Genomic DNA, 23,778 nt, shown 5'->3' on the forward strand with positions numbered 1-23,778 from the left:
AGGTCATGTGCCGCGCGTCGATGGGTGCCTCCCCGGGCGCTCGGATCGCCTGGCTTGTCGGGGCACGACCGAATTTTCGCCCATTTCGGGCGCCGCGGACACGGGGCGAGGATTCCCTTTGACCGCGTTGCCGTATTTCCTTTATAATTCAGGGCTTTTCCGCATTCATGCCCACGGAAAAAGAACAGGGAGAGCCTGCACCGCGCCTCGAAGCGCACACAGACAAGCAGGAAGAACACATCGGGCAAAGCATTTTTTTTGGATCGATCATGAAGACGTTTTCCGCAAAAGCCCATGAGGTGACGCGCGAATGGTACGTGATTGACGCGACGGATAAGGTTCTCGGCCGTGTTGCCAGCGAAGTGGCACGCCGTCTGCGCGGCAAGCACAAGCCTGAGTTCACCCCGCACGTCGACACTGGTGATTTCATCATCATCATCAACGCGAGCAAGTTGAAGGTCACGGGCAACAAGACGCTGGACAAGAAGTACTACCGTCACTCGGGCTACCCGGGCGGTATCTATGAAACGACGTTCGGCAAGATGCAGGAACGCTTCCCGGGCCGCGCGCTCGAGAAGGCGGTCAAGGGCATGCTGCCGAAGGGCCCGCTCGGCTACGCGATGATCAAGAAGCTGAAGGTCTACGCAGAAGCGACGCATCCGCATTCGGCTCAACAGCCGAAGGCGCTCGAGATCTAAGGGGACCCACATGATCGGTAACTGGAACTACGGTACGGGCCGCCGCAAGAGCGCAGTCGCACGTGTCTTCATCAAGGCTGGCAAGGGCGACATCATCGTCAACGGCAAGCCCATCGCTGACTACTTCTCGCGCGAAACGTCGCTGATGATCGTGCGTCAACCGCTGGAACTCACGAACCACGGCCAGACGTTCGACATCAAGGTGAACGTGAACGGCGGCGGTGAAACGGGTCAGGCAGGTGCAGTGCGCCACGGCATCACCCGTGCACTGATCGACTACGATGCGACGCTGAAGCCGTCGCTGTCGAGCGCAGGCTTCGTGACGCGCGATGCGCGTGAAGTCGAGCGTAAGAAGGTCGGTCTGCGCAAGGCACGCCGCGCCAAGCAGTTCTCGAAGCGTTAATTCCGCTTCATGGCCGCGCCGCTTCCGGGCGGCGTCCGCCGGAAAAACCGCCAGCTTTCGTGCTGGCGGTTTTTTTATGTCCGCTTCCAGGCTCGTGCTGCGGCGGCTCGCACGGGCAGGTTTGATGAAATCGACAAGAACCTATTGATTTCATGGACTTCAGCACGATCTTCTGATCGGCCCTACAATAGCGGCTAAAGCTTCTTGGAGAGTTCGCAATGAACGCTGTTACCGAATCCGCAGCAACGACGACCGAAATGCCGCTTCCGTTCGTCTTCACCGACGCAGCGGCCGACAAGGTCAAGCAACTGATCGACGAAGAGGGCAATCCCGACCTGAAGCTGCGCGTGTTCGTGCAGGGTGGCGGCTGCTCGGGCTTCCAGTATGGCTTCACGTTCGACGAGGAAGTCAACGAGGACGACACCGTGATGGACAAGAACGGCGTCCAGCTCCTGATCGACTCGATGAGCTACCAGTATCTGGTTGGCGCCGAGATCGACTACAAGGACGACATCAACGGCGCCCAGTTCGTGATCAAGAACCCGAACGCGACCACCACCTGCGGGTGCGGTTCGTCGTTCTCGGTCTGAGCGCACGACAGATCAGCGCCGGTTCGCCGGAATGAAAAACGGGGCTTCATGCCCCGTTTTTTTATGCCCGTGCGCGGCGCCTGCCGGGGGCAGGCTTTGCGTCAGCCCGGATAGAGCGCGCCGAGCACGCGGTTGCCGGCCGCACCGGTGACCGTCGCGAGATTGCCGGGCTGGCGCGCCGTGAAGCGGTACGCGAGCCACGCGAACGCGAGCGCCTCGACCTGTTGCGGCGGCACGCCGAGCGCGGCCGTCGTATCGACCGTGGCCGGCACGCCGGCCTCGCGCAGCGCGTGCCGGAGCGCGTCGAGCAGCACCGGATTGCGCGCACCGCCGCCGCACACGAAGACTGCCTTGCAGCCGGGTGCGTGCTGCGCGATCTCCCGTGCGACCGAGACCGCGGTGAGTGCCGTGAGGGTCGCCTGCACGTCCTCCGGCGCGGCCTGCGCGAACGCGGCGAGCTTCGCGTCGAGCCACGCGGGATTGAACAGGTCGCGTCCGGTGCTTTTCGGCGGCGGCGCGGCGAAATACGGTTCGTCGAGCAGCGCATCGAGCAGCGGCACGTGCACGGTGCCGCGCGCGGCGAACTTGCCGCCGTCGTCGTAAGGCTTGCCCAGATGGCGGGTCGCCCACGCGTCGATCAGCGCATTCGCGGGACCGCAGTCGAAGCCGCGCACGTCGCCACCTTCGCCGGGCAGGATCGTGATGTTGCTGATCCCGCCCAGATTGCAGACGACGCGCGTCTCGCCCGGCGCACCGAACACCGTCGCATGGAACGCCGGCGCGAGCGGCGCGCCGTGGCCGCCGGCGGCCACGTCGCGGCTGCGGAAGTCGGCGATCACATCGACATGGGTCAGCTCGGCGAGCAGCGCCGGGTTGTTGAGTTGCCGCGTATAGCCACGCTCGGGGCGATGGCGCACCGTCTGGCCGTGCACGCCGATCGCGCGGATCTCGTCGCGCGACAGCCCTGCGGTGCGCTGCAATTCGTGGCAGCACACCGCGTAGCGCGTGACGAGCGCGTTCGCCGCGAGCGATTCGCGGTCGATCTCGTTGTCGCCGGGTTGCTGCAGCGCGAACAGCGCGTCGCGCAGCGATTGCGCGAAGCCGACGAACGCTTCCGCGAGCACGGCCGGCGCCTTGCCGGCCTCGAAACGCACGGCGACGCCGTCGACGCCGTCCATGCTGGTTCCCGACATCAGCCCGAAGTAGATGCCGTCGGCCGGATGGACGTTTTGCGGCTGTCGTTGCGGCACGTTGGGTTCTCCTGGATCGTACGGCGCGGGCCCGTGCCGCGCACCTTGCGCCCGATTATCCGCGCAACGTGACGCGCCGTTAAGCGATGCGCGCGCAAGTTATGGGAAAATCCCTGTTTTTGCGACATTCTTCCTGGCACCGATGAGCACCGAACCCAGTTCCAAGCCCGTTTTCCCGATCACCGACGAAGTCCGGCATGCGCTCGCCGTCACGAAGCGCGGCGTCGACGAGCTGCTGATCGAGGAAGAGTTCGCGCAGAAGCTCGCCCGCAGCGCGGCCACCGGCACGCCGCTTCGCATCAAGCTCGGCCTCGACCCGACCGCGCCCGACATCCACATCGGCCACACGGTCGTGCTGAACAAGATGCGTCAGCTGCAGGACCTCGGCCACACGGTGATCTTCCTGATCGGCGATTTCACGTCGCTGATCGGCGATCCGTCGGGCCGCAACGCGACGCGCCCGCCGCTCACGCGCGAGCAGATCGAGTCGAACGCGAAGACCTACTTCGAGCAGGCCGCACTCGTGCTCGATCGCGAAAAGACCGAGATCCGCTACAACAGCGAATGGTCGATGCCGCTCGGCGCGGACGGGATGATCAAGCTCGCGTCGCGCTACACGGTCGCGCGAATCCTCGAGCGCGAGGACTTCACGAAGCGCTTCCAGAGCGGCGTGCCGATCTCGATCCATGAATTCCTGTACCCGCTGATGCAGGGCTACGATTCGGTCGCGCTGAACGCCGATCTCGAACTCGGCGGCACCGACCAGAAGTTCAACCTGCTGGTCGGCCGCGAACTGCAGAAGCAGTACGGCCAGGAACAGCAGTGCATCCTGACGATGCCGCTGCTCGAAGGCCTCGACGGCGTCGAGAAGATGTCGAAGTCGAAGGGCAACTACGTCGGCATCAGCGAGAAGCCGACCGACATGTTCGGCAAGCTGATGAGCATCTCGGACACGCTGATGTGGCGTTACTTCGAACTGCTGTCGTTCCGCAGCATGGACGAGATCGTCGGCTTCAAGCGCGAAGCCGAGGGCGGCCGTAACCCGCGCGACTTCAAGGTGCTGCTCGCGCAGGAAATCGTCGCGCGCTTCCATTCGCAGGCCGACGCCGAGCGTGCGCTCGAAGACTTCAACCACCGCGCGAAGGGCGGCGTGCCGGACGACATTCCGTCGGTCACGCTCGCGGGCGCACCGCTGGCGATCGGCCAGTTGCTGAAGCAGGCCGGCCTCGTGCCGTCGACGAGCGAAGCGCTGCGCAACATCGAGCAGGGCGGCGTGAAGATCGACGGCGCGACCGTGTCGGACAAGGGCCTGAAGGTCGAGGCCGGCGAGTTCGTCGTGCAGGTCGGCAAGCGTCGCTTCGCGCGCGTCACGCTGACCGCATGATCGCGCTGATCCAGCGCGTGAAGCGCGCCGACGTGCGCGTCGGCGACCGCACGACGGGCGAGATCGGCGCGGGCCTGCTCGCGCTGGTCTGCGCGGAGCGCGGCGACACCGACGCGGCGGCCGACAAGTTGCTGGCGAAGATGCTCGGCTACCGCGTGTTCAGCGACGCGGCCGGCAAGATGAATCTCCCGGTGTCGAATATCGACGGCGCGGGTCGCGCAGGCGGCCTGCTGCTCGTGTCGCAGTTCACGCTGGCGGCCGATACCAACAGCGGGTTGCGCCCGAGCTTCACGCCGGCCGCGCCGCCCGATGAAGGCGCGCGGCTGTTCGACTATTTCGTCGCGGCCGCGCGGGCGCGCCATCCCGTCGTCGAGACGGGCGAGTTCGGCGCCGACATGCAGGTGTCGCTCGTCAACGACGGCCCCGTGACGTTCTGGCTGCAAGTGCGGCCCTGATTCTTCCCCGGAGACGCGCCGCGATGGCCACCACGCAGATTCTTTTCATCCGCCATGGCGAGACGGCCTGGAACCGCATCAAGCGCATCCAGGGGCATATCGACATCCCGCTGGCCGATTCGGGGCTCGCGCAGGCGCAGCGACTGGCCGCGCGGCTCGAGCGAGAGGCGCGCGAGGGTGCGCGGCTCGACGCGGTCTATTCGAGCGACCTGATGCGCGCGCAGCAGACCGCGCAACCCTTTGCCGATTCGCTCGGGCTGCCGCTGCAGTTGCGGGACGGGTTGCGCGAGCGTTCGTACGGCGCATTCCAGGGGCACGACAGCACCGAGATCGAGGCGCTGTTTCCGGACGCGTATGCGGCCTGGCAGACGCGCGATCCGGGCTTCGCGCCGGAGGGCGGCGAGTCGCAGCGCGCGTTCTATCACCGCGTGCTGCATGCGCTCGAGCCGATCGTCGCCGCGCATCCGGGCGGCCGGATCGCATGCGTCGCGCATGGCGGCGTGCTCGATTGCGTGTATCGTTTTGCGAATGGTCTCGATCTGTCGGCGCCGCGCAACTACCAACTGCTCAATACGAGCATCAACGTCGTCGATTACGTGGATGGCCGCGCGCAAGTCGTGCAGTGGGCCGACGTGTCGCACCTGGACGCCGACAGCGACGACGACGGCTATCGCAAGGTGCTCTGAGCACGCGGGGCCGCCCGGCATGGCCGGCCGGGATTCCCCTGAAGGGCGGAACGGGCAGCACGTGCGACCGTGCGCCGGTGCAAGCCCGTCAGCTTGCACAGGTATTCGACGGTAAATTGAAATGATCTGAAGAGGCGAATCGTCAGGCGGAAGGTGCGCCGTCGGGCGGGGGCGCGGTCGCGCGACGGCGCGCACGCTTCGACGCGCCGTTGACGAGCGCCCAGCGCAGCACGGGTGCGACGGCCCGTACGCCGGGCCGGACCACCGCGCGCCGCAACGGCGCGAACGTCGACACGCGGAGCATGCGCTGCGCCCACGGCGGCAGCAGGTCGATCCCGGCATGCATCATCAGCGACGCGGCCGGCCGCAGCGCGGGCTTCGCGACCGGGACATTCAGCAGGATGGCCATCACGTCGAAGGTATGCGGCCCGGCCTCGAGTTCGGGCTGCATGCGCGCGAGATACGCGGCGACCTCGGCGCGCGAACGAGGCACCTCGTGCGCGCCGAGCAGTTCGGCGACCAACGCCGTTTCGGCGTAATAGCGGTCCTGCAATTCTCCCGACAGCGCCGGATTTACGTAGCACAGATGCGCGGCGAGGAAGCTCGATACTTCCGCGATATGCACCCAGGTCAGCAACGCAGGATCGTCGGCGCGGTACGGCCGACCGTCGGGCGCGGTACCCGATACGCGCGAGTGGATCGTTTTCACGCGCTCGATCAGTGCGAGCGCGTCCGCGCGACTGCCGAACGTCGTGCCGGTGATGAACGTGGCGGTGCGCCGCAAGCGGCCGAGGATGTCGGTGCGAAACGACGAGTGATCCCAGACGCCCGCGAGCGCGAGCGGATGGAGCGCCTGCAGCAGCAGCGCGGCGATGCCGCCCGTCATCATCGACGTGAAGTCGGCATGCACGCGCCAGCAGACGGCGTCGGGGCCAAACAGCCCGGGATCGCCGGGCGGCGAAGAGAGATCGAGCGTCGGGCCGCCGCCGCCCGCGGTCAGGTGCGTGATGCCGGCCACGAGGCGCTTGCGGATCGGCTCGGCCCAGCGCGGGCCCGGTGCGGGTGCGGCGGGGTGGCGGCTAGGCGGCGTCGTCATGGCTGGCGTGGCTCGGGCGGCCGGTTACTTCCCGGCGGGCGTATCCCACATGCCGCGTTCGGTGCTGCCGGCGTCGGGCGCGGAGAGCCCGAAGTGGCGATATGTGAGCAGCGTCGCGACACGCCCGCGCGGCGTGCGCTGCAGGAAGCCCTGCTGGATCAGGTACGGCTCGAGCACGTCCTCTATCGTGTCGCGTTCCTCGCCGATCGCGGCCGCCAGGTTGTCGATGCCGACCGGGCCGCCGTCGAACTTGTACAGGATCGCTTCGAGCAGCTTGCGGTCCATCAGGTCGAAGCCGACCGGATCGACGTCGAGCATCGCGAGCGCGGCATCGGCCACCGCCGCGGTGATCTGGCCGTCGGCCTTCACTTCCGCGAAGTCGCGCACGCGGCGCAGCAGCCGGTTCGCGATCCGCGGCGTGCCGCGCGAGCGCTTCGCGATTTCCAGCGCGCCGTTCGGATCGATCTGCGCGTTCAGCAGCGACGCCGAGCGCCGCACGATGCGCGACAGTTGATCGGCGTCGTAGAACTCGAGGCGCGAGACGATCCCGAAACGGTCGCGCAGCGGGTTGGTCAGCATCCCCGCGCGGGTGGTCGCACCGACCAGCGTGAACGGCTGCAGGTCGAGCTTCACGCTGCGCGCGGCCGGACCTTCGCCGATCATGATGTCGATCTGGTAATCCTCGAGTGCCGGATACAGGATTTCCTCGACGACCGGCGACAGCCGGTGGATCTCGTCGATGAACAGCACGTCGTTCGCTTCGAGGTTCGTCAGCAGTGCGGCGAGATCGCCCGCGCGCTCGAGCACGGGGCCCGACGTCTGCCGCAGGTTCACGCCCATCTCGCGCGCGATGATGTGCGCGAGCGTGGTCTTGCCGAGACCCGGCGGCCCGAACAGCAGCACGTGGTCGAGCGGCTCGGAGCGGCGCTTGGCGGCTTCGATGAAGATCTCGAGCTGGCCGCGCACCTTTTCCTGGCCGACGTAGTCGTCGAGCTGGCGCGGCCGCAGCGCGCGTTCGAACACCTCCTCGTGCGACGAGGTGGGCGTGGCGGCGATGATCCGCTGCTCGGTGGCGAGTTTGTCGGTTTCAATCATGCGGCCATTGTACCGCGCGCCGCTCGCGGTCCGAACTGGCCGGACGGCCGACTGGCGCGCGCCGCGCGGCGGCGCGACACTGCGTCCGACAGTCGGTTCTCGCGGGCGTTACGCCTTCGACAGCGCCTTCAGCGCGAGCTTGATGCCTTCGGACACGCCGGTGCCGGCCGGCACGTTCTTGATCGCGGCGAGGCCCTCCTTTTCGGAGTAGCCGAGCGCGAGCAGCGCGTTGAGGATGTCGGTCGCATGGTCGGATGCCGACGCGGCGCCGGCGAGCGCGCCGAGGTCGGCGCCGAGCTTGCCCTTCAGCTCGAGCAGCAGGCGCTCGGCCGTCTTCTTGCCGATGCCGGGCAGGCGCGTGAGGCGTGCGGCGTCCTGCATCGTCACGGCCTGCGCGAGCTCCTGCACGCTCATGCCGGACAGCACGGCAAGCGCCATGCGTGCGCCGATGCCGGTGATCTTCAGCAGCTCGCGGAAGGTCGTGCGCTCCTGCGGTGTCAGGAAGCCGTACAGCAGGTGCGCGTCCTCGCGGACGATCTGCTGCGTGAGCAGCACGACGCGCTCGCCCGTCTGCGGCAGGTTGTAGAAGGTGCTCATCGGCACGTCGATTTCGTAGCCGACGCCGTTGCAGTCGACGAGCAGGTGAGGCGGGTTCTTTTCGAGCAGGATGCCGGCGATGCGACCGATCATGGATGGCGGGATGCAAGGAAGAAAGCGCGAGTGTAGCGCACGCGCGGCGCAATGCCGATGGGCTTGGCCGTCAGGTCGAGGCGGTGCGTGTCGCGTATGCGCCGCGCGCGGGCAAGACAGTCGGTCCGGTGTGCCGGGCGATGGCGCGCGCCGGCATCAGCCGACCAGCCGCCCGCGCCGCACGCGCAGCCCTTTCTTCGCGAGCGCCGGCGCAAGGCCGCCGAGCGTGCTGAGCGTGTTGCCGCCGTGCGCATGGCAGATCGCCATGCCGAGCGCGTCGGCCGCGTCGGAGCCCGGTTGTCCGGAGAGGTTGAGCAGCCGCGTGACCATTTCCTGCATCTGCGTCTTGGTCGCGCGGCCGTAGCCCACCACGGCCTGCTTGAGCTGCAGCGCCGTGTATTCGGCGACCGGCAGCCCGCCCGCGACGAGGCCGCAGATCGCGGCGCCGCGTGCCTGGCCGAGCAGCAGCGTCGACTGCGGGTTCACGTTGACGAACACCTTTTCGATCGCGGCCTGGTCGGGCGCATGTTCGCGCACGATCGTCGACACGCCCTGGAAGATCGTGCCGAGCCGGGTGGCCAGGTCGGCCGTCGGCGTGCGGATCACGCCGCTCGTGACATAGGCGAGCCGGTGGCCGCTGACGTCGATGACGCCGAAGCCGGTGACGCGCAGGCCGGGGTCGATGCCGAGAATTCGCATGAGTGAGGAGAGAGGCGTGATGCAGCGATACTACAACGAATGGTGCGGCGAGCCGGTCGCACAGTCGCGCGACGGCGCCGCGCAATAAAAAACCCGGCGGGTGCGACGCCGCCGGGTTGTCGTACTACGGCCGCGCGGGCCGCGTGCGATCAGTGACGGAAGTGGCGCACGCCCGTCAGGATCATCGCGATGTTGTGCTCGTCGGCTGCCGCGATCACTTCGTCGTCGCGCACCGAGCCGCCCGGCTGGATCACGCAGGTCGCGCCGGCCGCCACGACGACGTCGAGGCCGTCGCGGAACGGGAAGAACGCATCCGACGCGACGGCCGAACCGGCCAGCGTCAGGCCCGCGTTCTGCGCCTTGATGCTCGCGATGCGCGCGGAATCGACGCGGCTCATCTGTCCTGCGCCGACGCCGAGCGTCATGCCGTTGCCGCAGAACACGATCGCGTTCGACTTCACGTACTTCGCGACGCGCCACGCGAACAGCAGGTCGTCCATTTCCTTCGGCGTCGGGTGGCGCTTCGTGACCACGCGCAGCTCGTGCGGCTGCACGTTCTTCGAATCGAGCGACTGCACGAGCAGGCCGCCGCCCACGCGCTTCAGGTCGAATGCGTTATGGCCGTCGCCCAATGCGATTTCGAGCAGGCGCACGTTCTGCTTCGCGGCGAACACCTGCTTCGCGGCGTCGGAGAACGACGGCGCGATCAGCACTTCGACGAACTGCTTCGCAACAGCCTGCGCGGCCGCTTCGTCGACTTCGCGGTTGAACGCGATGATGCCGCCGAACGCGGAGGTCGGGTCGGTCTGGAACGCCTTCGCGTACGCGTCGGCCGAGTCGTTGCCGACCGCGACGCCGCACGGGTTCGCATGCTTGATGATCACGCAGGCCGGCGCGTCGAACGTCTTCACGCATTCCCACGCCGCGTCCGAATCCGCGATGTTGTTGTACGACAGTTCCTTGCCCTGCAGCTGGCGGTAGTTCGCGAGCGCGCCGGCCGGCGTCGAGATATCGCGGTAGAACGCCGCGCTCTGGTGCGGGTTTTCGCCGTAGCGCAGGTCCTGCACCTTGTCGAACGCCATGTTCAGCGTCGCCGGGTACGCATTGCGCGACGCGTGCTTCAGCTCGTCGGTCAGGCTCGTCAGGTAGTTCGTGATCGCGCCGTCGTATTGCGCGGTATGCGCGAACACCTTCGTCGCAAGGCGGAAGTTGGTCGGGTAGCCGACCGTGTTGCCGTTCGCCTTCATTTCATCGAGCACGACCGCGTAGTCCGCCGGATCGACGACGACCGTCACGTCGCGGTGGTTCTTCGCAGCGGAGCGCAGCATCGTCGGGCCGCCGATGTCGATGTTCTCGATCGCGTCGGCGAGCGTGCAGTCGTCCTTCGCGATCGTCGCGACGAACGGATACAGGTTCACGACGAGCAGGTCGATCGTCGGGATGCCGTGCTGTTCCAGCGCCTGCATGTGCTCGGGCAGGTCGCGGCGCGCGAGGATGCCGCCGTGCACCTTCGGGTGGAGCGTCTTCACGCGCCCATCGAGCATTTCCGGAAAGCCCGTGTAGTCGGCCACTTCGGTAACGGGCAGGCCCGCGTCGGCGAGCAGTTTCGCGGTGCCGCCCGTCGACAGCAGCTTGACGCCGAGGTCGGACAGCGACTTCGCGAAGTCGACGATGCCGGTCTTGTCGGAAACGGAAATGAGCGCTTGCTTGATCATGATGGAACCACCAATAGCCAGGGAAACGGGGACGGGACGGCCGACTACAGCAGGCCGTGCTGCTGCAGCTTCTTGCGCAGCGTATTGCGATTGATGCCGAGGTACTCCGCGGCGAGCGACTGGTTGCCGCCTGCCTGTACGAGCACGACCTCGAGCATCGGCTTTTCGACGCAGGACATCACCATTTCGTAGACGTCGTGCGGATTGGAGCCGTCTAGATCCCGGAAATACACGTCCAGGCTCTCGCGGACACATTGTTCGATGTTGTGCTTGCTCATGCTGCTAACTGGTTATGGTCGTCCGACTCGCCCTGGCCGTTTTCCTCTTCGTCATCGACGTAGACGAGATGGTCCGACAGCGCTTTTTGCGCCTCGAAGAATGCATTGACGGCGGCGAGCTGCTCGCGGGAGGAATCGAGCGTGTTCATCCTGTGCCGGAACCCGTTGGCACCGGAAAGGCCGCGAGTGTACCAGCCGATGTGCTTGCGCGCAGTACGGACTCCCGTGAATTCACCATAGAAAGCGTAGTGGTCTTCCAGGTGTTCGTTCATCACGTGCTGGATCTCGTCGATCAACGGCGGGGGCAGCAGCTCGCCGGTTTGCAGGAAATGATCGATTTCGCGGAACAGCCACGGCCGTCCTTGCGCGGCACGACCGATCATCAATGCGTCGGCGCCCGTTGCATCGAGCACGGCCTTCGCTTTTGCGGGCGACGTGATGTCGCCGTTCGCGACGACCGGAATCCGCACGGCCGCCTTCACGGCCGCGATGGTGTCGTATTCTGCGTCGCCGCGATACAGGTCGGCGCGCGTGCGGCCGTGCACGGTGAGCATCGAGATGCCGGCGGCTTCGGCCAGGCGCGCGACCGTGATCGCGTTCTTGTGCTCGCGGTCCCAGCCGGTGCGGATCTTCAGCGTGACGGGCACCGCATCGGGCCCCGTGCCGACCGCCGCGACGACGGCCTCGACGATCCGCTGCACGAGCGGTTCGTTCTGCAGCAGCGCGGAGCCGGCCGCGACGTTGCAGACCTTCTTCGCCGGGCAGCCCATGTTGATGTCGATGATCTGCGCGCCGTTGTCGACGTTGTAGCGGGCCGCTTCGGCCATCATCGCCGGATCGGCGCCGGCGATCTGCACCGCGATCGGCTCCACTTCGCCTTCGTGGTTCGCGCGCCGCATCGTCTTCGCGCTTTTCCACAGCTGCGCGTTGGACGCGACCATCTCGGACACGGCGTAACCGGCCCCCAGCCGCTTGCAGAGCTGGCGGAACGGACGATCCGTCACCCCGGCCATCGGGGCGACGAACAGGTTGTTACGCAATACGTGAGAGCCGATAACGGGCATCGCAATGGCACCGCCCGCGACCGGCGCGGGCATGAAAAGGGCGGAGGGAAACGCGTATTTTACCGTATTCCCATGCCCCGCCGATTTGACCCGGTTTGTGTGGTCCGGCTGAGCGCACCGCGCGGTGCGCCCGCGCGTCAGTTGCGCTGGCCGAACATCATCTGGCGCGCGATCGCCTTCTTGAGCGGCGGCACGAATTCGAGCGCGGTGAGCGCGGCGCCGCGCAGCAGCGGGAGCGGGCCCGAGTCGATCGTAAACAGCCGCGCCAGCGTGTCGGTCGCGCCGATCGTGAAGCGCCGGTCGAGCGCGCGGCGCGCGTTGAAGGTCGCGAGTGCGGTCGCTTCGAAGCCCTGCGCGGACAGCGTGTCGACGAGCGTATGCGCATCGCGCAGCCCGAGGTTGAGCCCCTGGCCCGCGACGGGGTGCAGGGTCTGCGCGGCATTGCCGACGATCGCGACGCGGCCGCTGACGAGCGTCTGCGCGGCGTTCAGCCCGAGCGGGAACGACGCGCGGCCCGCGATCGCGACGAACTGGCCCATGCGTTCGCCGAACGCGCTGCCGAGCTCGCGCAGGAACGCGTCGTCGGGCAGCGCCGCGCGGCGTGCCGCTTCGTCGGGCGTGCAGCACCAGACGAGCGCGTAGTCGGCCTGGCGCGGCCCGCCGAGCGGCAGCAGCGCGAGCGGGCCTTCGTGCGTGAAGCGTTCCCATGCGACGTTCGGGCGCGGCGCCGATACCGTGACCGTGCCGACGAGCGCGGTCTGCCCGTAGTCGCGGCGATGCTTGCCGGCGTCGGCGTGCTGTTCGTGGAACAGCCCGCCTTCGGCGTTGATGACGATGCGCGCGCGCAGCGTGCGCTCGCCCTGCGGGCCGTCGAGCGTCAGCGTGACGCCGTCGGCGTCCTGCCGCGGCGCGCGCGCGGTGGTCGACGTGAGCCAGTCGACGCGGGTGCCGCGCACGGCACCCGCGAGCGCCTGCACGAGCGAGCCGTAGCGCACGACATAACCGAGCGCGGCGAGGTCGTGCTCGTCGCGGTCGATCAGCGTGCGGCCGAAATGGCCGCGCTGCGATACGTGGATATGTTCGATCGGCGTTGCGTCGGCAGGCCACGCGAGCGTGTCGAGCAGCACGCGGCTGCCGTGCGAGACGGCGATCGCGCGCGGGTCGTTCGCGCTCGCGGCCGGTTCGCGCGCATCGATCAGCGCGATCGACGCGTGCTGCGTTGCGCTGCGGCGCGCGAGCCAGCCGGCGAGCGCGAGCCCGACGGGGCCCGCGCCGACGATGGCGAGGTCGTAATCCGGTATGGCCGGGGAGGAAGCGGTCGTCATCTTGATTCGTGAAACGGAGGTAACGGTCGGCAGGCCGGTCATGCGCCCGCGCGCATCAGCGCTTCGATCTCGGCGGCGTCGACAGGCACGCCGCGCGTGATCAGCTCGCAGCCGTGCTCGCGCACGATTGCGTCGTCCTCGATGCGGATGCCGATGTTCCAGTACTCGGGCGGCACGTCGTCGGCTGCGCGCACATACAGGCCGGGCTCGACCGTCAGCGTCATGCCGGGCTTCAGCGTGCGCCACGGCAGCGCGCCGTTGCCGTCGCGCTCGGCGAGCCGCTCGCGGTAGTCGCCGCAGTCATGCACGTCCATGCCGATCCAGTGGCCCGTGCGGTGCATGTAGAAGCGCGTGTACGCGCGCTCGGCGATCACGTCGTCGACGTTCGAGAAGCGCGCTTTCGGGATGATGCCGGTATCGAGCAGCCCCTGCGCGAGCACGCGCACGGCCGCATCGTGCGGCGCCTCGAACGGCACGCCCGCGCGCGTCGCATCGATCGCGGCCTGCTGCGCGGCGAGCACGATGTCGTACAGCGCCCGCTGCGCGGGCGAGAAGCGCCCGTTGGCCGGGAACGTGCGCGTGATGTCCGATGCGTAGCCGTCGAGTTCGCAGGCGGCGTCGATCAGGATCAGGTCGCCGTCCTGCGCGGCCGCGTTGCCGGCCGGGTAGTGCAGCACGCACGCGTTCGCGCCGGTCGCGACGATCGAGCCGTACGCAGGCGCCTGCGCACCGTGCTTGCGGAACGTATACAGCAGCTCGGCCTCGAGTTCGTATTCGCGGATGCCGGGGCGGCACGCCTGCATCGCGCGGCGGTGCGCGAGCGCGGAGATGTGTGCGGCGCGCATCATGATCGCGAGTTCGTGTTCATCCTTCACGAGCCGCATGTCGTCGACGAGCGGCGTGAGGTCGAGCATCGCGTCCGGCGCGGCGACGCCCGTGCGCGCCAGCGCGCGCACCGCGTCGAGCCAGCCCGCGAGCTGCCGGTCGAAGTCGGCCGACGCGCCGAACCGGTAGTGCACGGTGCCCGCGTCGGCGAGCAGGCGCGGCATCTCGGTGTCGATCACGTCGACCGCGAACGCCGCGTCGAAGCCGAACGCGTCGCGCGCGGCTTCGGGCCCGTAGTGAAAACCTTCCCAGATCTCGCGGTCGACGTTCTTGCCGCGGCAGAACAGGATCGACTCCGGCGCGCCGTGCGGCGCGGCCGCGTTCAGCACGAGCACGGCATCCGGTTCGGTGAAGCCCGTCAGGTAATGGAAGTAGCTGTCGTACCGGTACGGGTAGGCCGTATCGCGGTTGCGCAGCAGTTCCGGCGCGGTGGGGACGATGGCGACGCCGCCGCCGGCGGCGCGCAGTGCGGCAAGCACGCGTTCACGGCGCTGGCGGTAGACGTCGACGGCGATGGCGGTATCGTGGGGCGCATTCATCGTGCGATTGTAGCGCCGGCGGACGCGGCGCGTGAGAGAGGGGCGGGAAGTCGCGCCGGAAGGACCGCTACGGCGGCTGTTGCAAACCATCCACAGGCCGGCCGGGCGATTTTCTACCGCGCGCCGCTGGCCGGTTATGATCGGCGACAACGTATACTCTCGGCGGTTCCCTTAAAAAGGCAGATGATGAAATTAATCGGTTCGCTCAGCAGCCCGTACGTCCGAAAGGCGCGGATCGTGCTTGCTGAAAAGAAGATCGACTACAAGCTGGAGCTCGAGAACGTGTGGGCGCCGGAGACGGATATTCATGCATCGAATCCGCTCGGCAAGGTCCCGTGCCTCGTGATGGAAGATGGTGCCGCGGTGTTCGATTCCCGCGTGATCTGCGAATACGTCGATACGCTGTCGCCGGTCGGCAAGCTGATTCCGCCGTCGGGTCGCGAGCGCGTCGAAGTGCGCTGCTGGGAAGCGCTGGGCGACGGCGTGCTCGACGCGGCGGTCGCGATTCGTCTCGAACACACGATGCGCGACGAGGTGCAGCGTAGCGCGAGCTGGATCGCGCGCCAGCAGCGCAAGATCGACGATGCGCTCGTTGCGATGTCACAGGGTCTTGGCGGCAAGACGTGGTGCGTCGGTAATCATTACTCGCTCGCCGACATCGCGCTCGGCTGCGCGCTCGGTTATCTCGACTTCCGGATGCCCGAGGTCAACTGGCGCGATCGCCACCCGAACCTCGACAAGCATTTCGTGAAGCTGCTGCAGCGGCAGTCGTTCGCCGACACGCAGCCGCAGAACTGAGCCGCTGCCGGCAACGCAGTCACGCCACGCAGCCACACATTCGGCAGACGAAAGAAAAGCGCCCCGCGGGGCGCTTTTCTTTTTGCCGGGCCGCCCGGAGCGGGGCGGTTGCGAGCGTCACTCGATCGACGCGTAGACGGTCTCGCCGAGCGTGAACGAATCGCTGCGCGCAATCGGCCACCACTTGTCGTACAGCGAGAAGCCGCAATGGTTGCCGTCGAGCAGCGCGCCGGGCTTCAGGTATTTCAGCAACTGCGACATCAGCCGGACCTCGTGCGGCGCGATGCGCTGCACGATGTGATGCGCGCGCAGCTCGGACGGATGCGCGAGGCCGGCCGCCTGCACGAGTTCCTGCAGCGCGTGCAGCGTATTGCGGTGGAAGTTGTACACGCGGTCGGCCTTGTCGGGCACGACGAGCGCGCGCTGGCGCACCGGGTCCTGCGTCGCGACGCCGGTCGGGCAGCGGCCCGTGTGGCAGGTCTGCGCCTGGATGCAGCCGACCGCGAACATGAAGCCGCGCGCCGAGTTCACCCAGTCCGCGCCGATCGCGAGCGTGCGCGCGACGTCGAACGCGGTGATGATCTTGCCGCTCGCGCCGATCTTCACGCGGTCGCGCACGCCGATCCCGACGAGCGTGTTGTGCACGAGCAGCAGCCCTTCCTGCAGCGGTACGCCGACGTGGTCGGTGAATTCGAGCGGCGCCGCGCCCGTGCCGCCTTCCGCGCCGTCGACGACGATGAAGTCCGGCACGATGCCGGTCTCGACCATCGCCTTCGCGATCCCGAAGAACTCCCACGGATGGCCGACGCACAGCTTGAAGCCGGTCGGCTTGCCGCCCGACAGCGTGCGCAGCCGTTCGACGAATTCGAGCAGCCCGCGCGGCGTCGAGAATTCGGAGTGCGTCGCGGGCGAGATGCAGTCCTTGCCCATCGGCACGCCGCGCGTCTCGGCGATCTCCGGCGTGATCTTCGCGGCCGGCAGCACGCCGCCGTGGCCGGGCTTCGCGCCCTGCGACAGCTTCACCTCGATCATCTTGACCTGCGGATCGGTGGCCTGCTTCGCGAACTTGTCGGGGTTGAACGTGCCGTCGTCGTTGCGGCAGCCGAAGTAGCCCGACGCGATTTCCCAGATGATGTCGCCGCCGTTCTCGCGGTGGTACTTCGACAGCGAGCCTTCGCCGGTGTCGTGCGCGAAACCGCCTTTCTTCGCGCCGAGGTTCAGCGAGCGGATCGCGTTCGCGGACAGCGAGCCGAAGCTCATTGCCGAGATGTTGAAGATCGAGATGTCGTACGGTTGCGCGCGATTCGCGCCGACGCGGATGCGGAAATCGTGGTTCGGCAGCCTGGTCGGCGCGAGCGAGTGGCTGATCCATTCGTGCGCGACGGCCTTCACGTTCAGCTCGGTGCCGTACGGGCGATTGTCGGCGACGTTCTTCGCGCGCTGGTAGACGAGGCTGCGCTGCGCGCGCGAGAACGGTTTCTCGTCGGTGTCGTCCTCGACGAAGTACTGGCGGATCTCGGGGCGGATGAACTCGAACAGGAAGCGGAAGTGGCCCCAGAGCGGGTAGTTGCGCAGGATCGCGTGGCGGTCCTGCTTCAGGTCGTACAGGCCGAGCGCGACGAGGGCGGCGGGGATCAGGATCCACAGCCAGGAGAGTGCGTGGATCGACGCGAGCGCGGCCGTCGCGGCGAGCAGCAGGACGGCACACCACATCGCCAGATAGCGTCGTGAAAGCATGGGGACTCCGTAAGAATCTTGAAATGCCGCCATGCGTACGCTGCGCGGCGGCACGCCGACCGCGGTGGAATCGTGTTCCGCCGGGCGCGGCGTGCCGCAAGTCTAAACCGAATAGGTGTCAGCGTGCTTCGGCGAGCGCCGGTGCGCGGCCTTCCGCGGGCGCTGCCTGGCCGGGCTGGCCGGTTGCCGCGAACTCGATGATGCCGCCGCCGAGACAGATCTCGCCGTCGTACAGCACGGCCGACTGGCCGGGCGTGACGGCCCATTGCGCGTCGTCGAACGCGAGCGAGAAGCGCTCGCCGCCGGCATGCGCGAACGTGCACGCGGCATCGGCCTGCCGGTAGCGCGTCTTCGCGCCGCACGCGAAGCCTTCCGCCGGCGGCTCGCCGGCGACCCAGCTCACGTTGCCGGCGACGAGCTGGCGCGACAGCAGCCACGGATGATCGTGGCCCTGCACGACATACAGCGTGTTCGACGCGATGTCCTTCGCGGCGACGAACCACGGCTCGCCGCTGCCGCTCTTGCTGCCGCCGAGGCCGATGCCCTTGCGCTGGCCGAACGTGTAGAACGCGAGGCCGATGTGCTCGCCGACGACCTTGCCGTCGGGCGTCTTCATCGGGCCCGGTTTCGTCGGAAGGTAGCGGTTCAGGAAATCGCGGAACGGCCGTTCGCCGATGAAGCAGATGCCGGTCGAATCCTTCTTCTTCGCGTTCGGCAGCCCGATCTGCGCGGCGATCTCGCGCACCTTGGTCTTCGGGATCTCGCCGAGCGGGAACATCGTCTTCGACAGTTGCGCCTGGTTCAGCCGGTGCAGGAAGTACGACTGGTCTTTCGTATGATCGAACGCCTTCAGCAGTTCGAAACGCCCGTCGCGCTCGCGCACGCGCGCATAGTGGCCGGTCGCGATCATTTCGGCGTCGAGCGACATCGCGTGATCGAGGAACGCCTTGAACTTGATCTCGGCGTTGCACAGCACGTCGGGGTTCGGCGTGCGGCCGGCCGAGTATTCGCGCAGGAACTCGGCGAACACGCGGTCCTTGTATTCCGCCGCGAAGTTGACGGCTTCCACGTCGATGCCGATCAGGTCGGCCACCGACACGACGTCGATCCAGTCCTGGCGCGTCGAGCAGTATTCGCCGTCGTCGTCGTCTTCCCAGTTCTTCATGAACAGGCCGACCACGTCGTAGCCCTGTTCCTTCAGCAGCCACGCGGTCACCGACGAATCGACGCCGCCCGACATGCCCACCACTACACGGCGCTTGCTCATTTGTTGACCGCCTGACGTTCGAATGCTTCGGGGCGCGGTGCGACCGAATGCGTGTGCACGAAATCGAGCGGAATGCGCCGCCCGGCGAGATAGTCGTCGACGCAGCGCATCACCGCGGGCGAGCGATGGCGCTCGCTGCATGCGCGCAGTTCGTCGGCCGTCATCCACAGCGTGCGGACGATGCCGTCGTCGAGCACGTGGCCCGCGACCGGCTCGCCGGCCGTGCCGCAGAACGTGAAGCGCAGGTAGGTCGCGCCGGCGGTGCCGGGGCGGTCGTAGTGCGCGAGATAGACGCCGACGAGCGCGTCGGGCGTGAACGGGTGCGCGGTTTCCTCGAGCGTCTCGCGGATCACGGCGTCGGCCAGCGTTTCGCCTGCTTCGAGATGGCCGGCCGGCTGGTTGATGCGCAGGCCCGTCGAGGTTTCTTCCTCGATCACGAGAAAGCGGCCGGCGTGCTCGACGAGCGCGGCGACCGTCACATGCGGGGTCCAGATTTCGGGTTTCATGGTTCGGCATTTTACCGGTTGCGCCCGAACGCTGCCCGGCGTCTGATCTGACGATAGGCGAATCCGACCCTCGCAAATCGATCGTCCCGGCGATGCGTGGCGCAATGAGCCGAGTTAATGTCGCATTCGAGCACGATCGTGCGGAATGTGCTGGCGCGACCGTCGCTTTCGGTTAAAGTGCAGCGTGAATGCCGTTGCCCGTGAGCCGGTAAGTCAGCCTGTCCGGCTCGTTGTGCAGTAAAAATCGCAAGAAAAGAAATACTGACAATGACTGGAGGAACTGACGATGCATATTGGAGTGCCTGCTGAAACGCGGGCGAACGAGGCGCGTGTGGCCGCGACGCCGGAAACCGTGAAGAAATACGCGGCTGCCGGCCATCGCGTCAGTATCGCGAAAGGGGCCGGCGTCGCAGCCAGTTATCCCGACCAAGCCTATGCGGCCGCCGGTGCCGAATTGACCGACCAGTCGGCTGCTTTTGATGCCGACATCGTGTTGAAGGTCCAGGCGCCCACCGACGCGGAACTGCCATCGCTGAAGCGCGGCTCCGTGCTGGTCGGCATGCTCGAGCCGTTCAACGGCGAGCAGGCGGCGAAACTGGCCGCGGCCGGCGTGACAGGCTTCGCGCTCGAAGCCGCACCGCGCACGACGCGTGCGCAGAGTCTCGACGTGCTGTCGTCGCAGGCGAACATCGCGGGCTACAAGGCCGTGCTCGTCGCCGCGGCGCTGTATCCGCGCTTCTTCCCGATGCTGATGACGGCCGCGGGCACTGTGAAGGCCGCGCGCGTGCTGATTCTCGGCGCGGGCGTCGCTGGCCTGCAGGCGATCGCGACCGCGAAGCGGCTGGGCGCCGTGATCGAGGCTTCCGACGTGCGGCCGGCCGTGAAGGAGCAGATCGAGTCGCTCGGCGCGAAATTCCTCGACGTCCCGTTCGAAACCGACGAAGAGCGCGAGGCCGCGCAGGGTGTCGGCGGTTATGCGCGCCCGATGCCGCCATCGTGGCTCGGCCGCCAGGCCGCGCTCGTGCACGAGCGCGCGAAGCAGGCCGACATCGTGATCACCACCGCGCTGATTCCCGGGCGCCCGGCGCCGACGCTGATCTCGGTCGAAACCGCGCAGTCGATGAAGCCGGGCTCGGTGCTCGTCGATCTCGCGGCCGGCCGCGGCCCGGAATTCGACGGCAGGAAGAGCGGCAACTGCCCGCTGACGGTCGCCGACCAGGTGATCGTCCACAACGGCGTGACGATCGCCGGCTATACGAACCTCGCATCGATGGTCGCGTCGGACGCGTCGGCGCTGTACGCGCGCAACCTGCTCGACTTCATGAAGCTGATCGTCACGAAGGAAGGCACGCTGAACATCGACCTGACCGACGACATCGTCGCCGCGACGCTGTTGTGCCGCGACGGTGAAGTCACGCGCAAATAACGGGGGAGACCATGGAAGTCATCAATCACACGGTGATCAACGTGATCATCTTCGTGCTGGCGGTGTACGTCGGCTACCACGTCGTCTGGAACGTCACGCCGGCGCTGCATACGCCGCTGATGGCCGTGACCAACGCGATCTCGGCGATCGTGATCGTCGGCGCGATGCTTGCGGCAGCGCTCACCGTCGGCTTGACCGGCAAGTTCTTCGGCACGCTCGCGGTCGCGCTCGCGGCCGTCAACGTGTTCGGCGGTTTTCTCGTGACGAGGCGAATGCTCGAGATGTTCCGCAAGAAGGAGCCCAAGCGTGTCGAGGGCGGCAAGGAGGGCGCGCGATGAGCATGAACGTCGTTACCCTGCTGTACCTCGTCGCATCGGTGTGCTTCATCCAGGCGCTGAAGGGCCTGTCGAACCCGAAAAGCGCGCGGCGCGGCAACCTGTTCGGGATGGTCGGGATGGCCATCGCGATCCTCACGACGGTCGCGCTGATCGTCAAGCAGGCGGCCTGGCTCGGCGCGAACCTGCCGCTCGGCATCGCGCTGGTGCTCGGCGCGCTGGTCGTCGGCGGCGGTGTCGGTGCGTTCGTCGCCGCGCGCGTCGAGATGACGAAGATGCCGGAGCTCGTCGCGGCGATGCACTCGCTGATCGGTCTCGCGGCCGTGTGCATCGCATATGCGGTGGTGTCGGAGCCGGAAGCGTTCGGGCTCGTGCCGCAGGACGCCGTCGCGTCGAACTTCATCCCGTACGGCAACCGCGTCGAGCTGTTCATCGGCACGTTCGTCGGCGCGATCACGTTCTCCGGTTCGGTGATCGCGTTCGGCAAGCTGTCGGGCAAGTACAAGTTCCGGCTGTTCCAGGGCGCGCCGGTCGTGTATGCGGGCCAGCACCTGATCAACCTGATGCTTGCGATCGCGATGCTCGGCTTCGGCATCCTGTTCGTCATCACGCAGGCGTGGCTGCCGTTCATCATCATGACGGCGATCGCGTTCGTGCTCGGCGTGCTGATCATCATCCCGATCGGCGGCGCGGACATGCCGGTGGTCGTGTCGATGCTGAACTCGTACTCGGGGTGGGCTGCGGCCGGCATCGGCTTCTCGCTGAACAACGCGATGCTGATCATCGCCGGCTCGCTGGTCGGCTCGTCGGGCGCGATCCTGTCGTACATCATGTGCCACGCGATGAACCGCTCGTTCTTCAACGTGATCCTCGGCGGCTTCGGCGGCGAGGCGGCGGCCGGCGGCGCGGCGGGCGCGCAGGAACAGCGCCCGGTGAAGTCGGGGTCGGCCGACGACGCGGCGTTCATGCTCGGCAACGCGGAATCGGTCGTGATCGTGCCGGGCTACGGGCTGGCCGTCGCCCGTGCGCAGCACGCGCTGAAGGAACTGACCGACAAGCTGATCGAGAACGGCGTCGACGTGCGCTATGCGATCCATCCGGTTGCCGGGCGGATGCCGGGGCACATGAACGTGCTGCTCGCGGAAGCGGAAGTGCCGTACGACATCGTGTTCGAGATGGAGGACATCAACGGCGAGTTGGGCCAGGCCGACGTGGTGCTCGTGCTCGGCGCGAACGACGTGGTGAACCCGGCCGCGAAGAACGATCCGAAATCGCCGATCGCGGGGATGCCGATCATCGAGGCGTACAAGGCGCGCACGGTAATCGTCAACAAGCGTTCGATGGCGGCCGGCTACGCGGGCCTCGACAACGATCTCTTCTACATGGACAAGACGATGATGGTCTTCGGCGATGCGAAGAAGGTCATCGAGGACATGGTGAAGGCCGTCGAGTAACGCACGCACCGGCAATGCGGGCGCCTGCTTCAATGCGCGGGCGGCCCGCCCGGACGGGCCCGACCGGCGCAAGCCGGCCGGGCCTTTTTCATGGCGCGACGAAGTTCGCGATGCGCGCGGAGATCGCGTCAGCGCATCGGCGCTTCAGCGATCCGCATGTAGTCGGCGATCCGCCGTCCTTCCATGTCCGGAAACTGCTCGTTCACGGTGATGTCGCCCATCCGCGCGATATCGAAGGTGCGGAAATCGTCGCGCAGCTCGCACCACGCGCCGATCGTCCAGCGCCCGCCCCAGTAGACGAGCCCGAGCGGCCACACGCGGCGTTGCGAATGCGCGCCGAGCCGGTCGCGGTAGCCGAAGCTGACGATGTGGCGCGTGTCGATGGCCTGGTGGATCGCGTCGACCTTCGCGCAAAACGTCTCGTCGATGTGGAACGACGGCGCGAACACGGGCAGGCGGTCGAGCGCCGTGCGCTTGTCGGCCGGCATCGCCGACGCGATCTTCGCAAGCGCCGAGCGGGCGCCGCTCGCGAAGCGCGCACCGCCCCAGGTCTCGAGCATGCGCGCACCCGTGGCGAGCGCCGCGAGCTCCTCGGCCGTGAACGTGAGCGGCGGCAGGCTTGCGTTGCGGTTCAGCCGGTAGCCGATGCCGGCTTCGCCTTCGATCGGCACCCCTGACAGTTGGAGGTCGCGCACGTCGCGATAGACCGTGCGCGGCGACACCGACAACCAGTCGGCCAACTGCTGCGCGGTCGTGAGACGGCGCCCGCGCAACAGCTCGGCGATCTGGAACAGGCGGTCGGCACGGCGTGTCATGGCAGCACCTCGATTCCAACGGCTAAGGGGACTTCGCGATGATAGCGCCGCACCGCCCCGATGGCCGATGCGCTCAATGGCATTTCGGCGCGTGCAGGCCGACGCGGTTGCCTTCGGTATCGATCAGGTAGCCGATGTAGCCGTAGTTGTTCGGCAGCTCGACGACCGAGCCCTGCACGACGCCGCCCGCGCGCTTCGCGCGCTCGAGCGCCGCGACGACCGAGTCGCCGGCGTTCAGGTAGACGAGCACGCCGTTCGCGCTCGGCTTCATCTGCTGCGGATCGAACACGATGCTGCCGCCCGTGCTCGACGCCTCGTGATCGAACATCGCCATCGGCACGCCGCCGATGACTTCGCGCTGCAGCGTGGTTTGCAGCACGGTTTCGTAAAAGCGGATCGCGCGGTCGAAATCGAGGGACGGAATGTCGAACCAAGCGATTGCGCGTTCCAGGGTTGCGGTGGCAGTTGCGGACGTCATGACGAACTCCTTGTTGCGTTGTTATTCGGGTTCTGTGTGGAAACCAGCGTTGCATTGCGCCGGGATTGCAGTGTGATCGCGGCCTGCTGACACCGTATTGTCAGTAGAGT

The 23,778-nt window shown here is 67.2% G+C and carries 25 protein-coding genes; 10 read left to right on the top strand and 15 right to left on the bottom strand.

Annotated features, from left to right (window positions below; all coding sequences use genetic code 11):
- Positions 1-269 precede the first annotated feature (269 nt).
- From rplM to erpA, 3 genes are all read left to right on the top strand, one after another.
- Entirely contained in the window at positions 270-698 is a 429-nt protein-coding gene (gene rplM, locus FPJ27_RS22255; protein ID WP_009687896.1) for a 50S ribosomal protein L13, read from the top strand.
- 10 nt (positions 699-708) lie between these two features.
- Positions 709-1,101 carry a 30S ribosomal protein S9 gene (gene rpsI, locus FPJ27_RS22260; RefSeq protein ID WP_006476904.1) on the top strand — a complete coding sequence of 131 codons (393 nt, stop codon included), beginning with the start codon at positions 709-711 and terminating at the stop codon, positions 1,099-1,101.
- Between the two features lie 218 nt (positions 1,102-1,319).
- Positions 1,320-1,691, top strand: coding sequence for an iron-sulfur cluster insertion protein ErpA (erpA, locus tag FPJ27_RS22265; protein WP_174421732.1), 372 nt, complete (start codon positions 1,320-1,322; stop codon positions 1,689-1,691).
- A gap of 101 nt (positions 1,692-1,792) precedes the next feature.
- On the opposite strand, the gene FPJ27_RS22270 is transcribed toward erpA, so the two are convergent.
- A complete protein-coding gene (locus tag FPJ27_RS22270) occupies positions 1,793-2,941 on the bottom strand; it encodes an anhydro-N-acetylmuramic acid kinase (protein WP_204425791.1) in 1,149 nt (382 codons plus the stop codon).
- A gap of 142 nt (positions 2,942-3,083) precedes the next feature.
- Between FPJ27_RS22270 and tyrS the strand changes: the two genes are divergently transcribed.
- The 3 genes from tyrS to FPJ27_RS22285 are packed head-to-tail and all read left to right on the top strand — an operon-like array spanning position 3,084 to position 5,466.
- Positions 3,084-4,325: a tyrosine--tRNA ligase gene (gene tyrS, locus FPJ27_RS22275; protein ID WP_204425793.1), complete on the top strand. Its 1,242-nt coding sequence runs from the start codon at positions 3,084-3,086 to the stop codon at positions 4,323-4,325.
- The gene (gene dtd, locus FPJ27_RS22280; protein ID WP_034182741.1) at positions 4,322-4,780 is read left to right on the top strand and encodes a D-aminoacyl-tRNA deacylase; all 459 of its coding nucleotides are present in this window, start codon (positions 4,322-4,324) and stop codon (positions 4,778-4,780) included. The genes tyrS and dtd overlap by 4 nt, the downstream gene beginning before the upstream one ends.
- 23 nt (positions 4,781-4,803) lie before the next feature.
- Complete coding sequence (locus tag FPJ27_RS22285; protein WP_072436312.1) at positions 4,804-5,466, top strand: histidine phosphatase family protein; 663 nt, start codon at positions 4,804-4,806, stop codon at positions 5,464-5,466.
- Between the two features lie 142 nt (positions 5,467-5,608).
- On the opposite strand, the gene FPJ27_RS22290 is transcribed toward FPJ27_RS22285, so the two are convergent.
- The 9 genes from FPJ27_RS22290 to FPJ27_RS22330 form a co-directional block, all read right to left on the bottom strand.
- On the bottom strand, positions 5,609-6,562 hold the full coding sequence (locus FPJ27_RS22290; RefSeq protein ID WP_072436311.1) for an oxygenase MpaB family protein: 954 nt from the start codon (positions 6,560-6,562) through the stop codon (positions 5,609-5,611).
- Between the two features lie 24 nt (positions 6,563-6,586).
- Positions 6,587-7,657 carry a Holliday junction branch migration DNA helicase RuvB gene (gene ruvB, locus FPJ27_RS22295; RefSeq protein ID WP_034182744.1) on the bottom strand — a complete coding sequence of 357 codons (1,071 nt, stop codon included), beginning with the start codon at positions 7,655-7,657 and terminating at the stop codon, positions 6,587-6,589.
- Positions 7,658-7,765: 108 nt separating this feature from the next.
- On the bottom strand, positions 7,766-8,347 hold the full coding sequence (gene ruvA, locus FPJ27_RS22300; protein ID WP_006401679.1) for a Holliday junction branch migration protein RuvA: 582 nt from the start codon (positions 8,345-8,347) through the stop codon (positions 7,766-7,768).
- Positions 8,348-8,503: 156 nt separating this feature from the next.
- The gene (gene ruvC / locus FPJ27_RS22305; RefSeq protein WP_034182746.1) at positions 8,504-9,046 is read right to left on the bottom strand and encodes a crossover junction endodeoxyribonuclease RuvC; all 543 of its coding nucleotides are present in this window, start codon (positions 9,044-9,046) and stop codon (positions 8,504-8,506) included.
- Between the two features lie 149 nt (positions 9,047-9,195).
- Positions 9,196-10,761 (bottom strand): bifunctional phosphoribosylaminoimidazolecarboxamide formyltransferase/IMP cyclohydrolase, encoded by a 1,566-nt coding sequence (gene purH / locus FPJ27_RS22310; protein ID WP_034182747.1) that lies wholly within the window; start codon positions 10,759-10,761, stop codon positions 9,196-9,198.
- Positions 10,762-10,805: 44 nt separating this feature from the next.
- The gene (locus FPJ27_RS22315; RefSeq protein WP_006476892.1) at positions 10,806-11,039 is read right to left on the bottom strand and encodes a Fis family transcriptional regulator; all 234 of its coding nucleotides are present in this window, start codon (positions 11,037-11,039) and stop codon (positions 10,806-10,808) included.
- Entirely contained in the window at positions 11,036-12,103 is a 1,068-nt protein-coding gene (dusB, locus tag FPJ27_RS22320; RefSeq protein ID WP_174421738.1) for a tRNA dihydrouridine synthase DusB, read from the bottom strand. The genes FPJ27_RS22315 and dusB overlap by 4 nt, the downstream gene beginning before the upstream one ends.
- Before the next feature lie 137 nt (positions 12,104-12,240).
- A complete protein-coding gene (locus FPJ27_RS22325) occupies positions 12,241-13,428 on the bottom strand; it encodes a UbiH/UbiF/VisC/COQ6 family ubiquinone biosynthesis hydroxylase (RefSeq protein ID WP_204425795.1) in 1,188 nt (395 codons plus the stop codon).
- A 38-nt stretch (positions 13,429-13,466) separates the two neighbouring features.
- The gene (locus FPJ27_RS22330) at positions 13,467-14,852 is read right to left on the bottom strand and encodes an aminopeptidase P N-terminal domain-containing protein (RefSeq protein WP_204425797.1); all 1,386 of its coding nucleotides are present in this window, start codon (positions 14,850-14,852) and stop codon (positions 13,467-13,469) included.
- Positions 14,853-15,038: 186 nt separating this feature from the next.
- Here FPJ27_RS22330 and FPJ27_RS22335 point away from each other — a divergent pair, with 186 nt between their 5' ends.
- Positions 15,039-15,650: a glutathione S-transferase N-terminal domain-containing protein gene (locus tag FPJ27_RS22335; protein ID WP_204426340.1), complete on the top strand. Its 612-nt coding sequence runs from the start codon at positions 15,039-15,041 to the stop codon at positions 15,648-15,650.
- Positions 15,651-15,767: 117 nt separating this feature from the next.
- Here FPJ27_RS22335 and FPJ27_RS22340 read toward each other — a convergent pair whose 3' ends face one another.
- The 3 genes from FPJ27_RS22340 to FPJ27_RS22350 form a co-directional block, all read right to left on the bottom strand.
- Positions 15,768-17,387 carry an FMN-binding glutamate synthase family protein gene (locus tag FPJ27_RS22340; RefSeq protein WP_204425799.1) on the bottom strand — a complete coding sequence of 540 codons (1,620 nt, stop codon included), beginning with the start codon at positions 17,385-17,387 and terminating at the stop codon, positions 15,768-15,770.
- Positions 17,388-17,505: 118 nt separating this feature from the next.
- Positions 17,506-18,654, bottom strand: a complete 1,149-nt coding sequence (gene mnmA, locus FPJ27_RS22345; protein WP_204425801.1) for a tRNA 2-thiouridine(34) synthase MnmA — start codon at positions 18,652-18,654, stop codon at positions 17,506-17,508.
- The gene (locus FPJ27_RS22350; RefSeq protein WP_049030822.1) at positions 18,651-19,160 is read right to left on the bottom strand and encodes an NUDIX hydrolase; all 510 of its coding nucleotides are present in this window, start codon (positions 19,158-19,160) and stop codon (positions 18,651-18,653) included. Before FPJ27_RS22350 ends, mnmA begins: the two co-directional genes overlap by 4 nt.
- Before the next feature lie 286 nt (positions 19,161-19,446).
- Between FPJ27_RS22350 and FPJ27_RS22355 the strand changes: the two genes are divergently transcribed.
- From FPJ27_RS22355 to FPJ27_RS22365, 3 genes are read left to right on the top strand one after another with little or no spacing between them, the layout of a single operon-like run.
- Complete coding sequence (locus tag FPJ27_RS22355) at positions 19,447-20,586, top strand: Re/Si-specific NAD(P)(+) transhydrogenase subunit alpha (RefSeq protein ID WP_034182753.1); 1,140 nt, start codon at positions 19,447-19,449, stop codon at positions 20,584-20,586.
- 11 nt (positions 20,587-20,597) lie between these two features.
- Positions 20,598-20,924: an NAD(P) transhydrogenase subunit alpha gene (locus FPJ27_RS22360; protein ID WP_174384030.1), complete on the top strand. Its 327-nt coding sequence runs from the start codon at positions 20,598-20,600 to the stop codon at positions 20,922-20,924.
- Positions 20,921-22,375, top strand: coding sequence for an NAD(P)(+) transhydrogenase (Re/Si-specific) subunit beta (locus FPJ27_RS22365; RefSeq protein WP_204425803.1), 1,455 nt, complete (start codon positions 20,921-20,923; stop codon positions 22,373-22,375). Before FPJ27_RS22360 ends, FPJ27_RS22365 begins: the two co-directional genes overlap by 4 nt.
- A gap of 128 nt (positions 22,376-22,503) precedes the next feature.
- Here FPJ27_RS22365 and FPJ27_RS22370 read toward each other — a convergent pair whose 3' ends face one another.
- Both FPJ27_RS22370 and FPJ27_RS22375 read right to left on the bottom strand, forming a co-directional pair.
- A complete protein-coding gene (locus tag FPJ27_RS22370) occupies positions 22,504-23,190 on the bottom strand; it encodes a YafY family protein (RefSeq protein ID WP_204425805.1) in 687 nt (228 codons plus the stop codon).
- A gap of 73 nt (positions 23,191-23,263) precedes the next feature.
- Positions 23,264-23,668 (bottom strand): VOC family protein, encoded by a 405-nt coding sequence (locus FPJ27_RS22375; RefSeq protein WP_072436303.1) that lies wholly within the window; start codon positions 23,666-23,668, stop codon positions 23,264-23,266.
- Between the last annotated feature and the right edge of the window lie 110 nt (positions 23,669-23,778).

Origin of the sequence: Burkholderia sp. MS455, from assembly GCF_016899445.1 — a bacterium.
GTDB classification, from domain to species: domain Bacteria; phylum Pseudomonadota; class Gammaproteobacteria; order Burkholderiales; family Burkholderiaceae; genus Burkholderia; species Burkholderia pyrrocinia_C.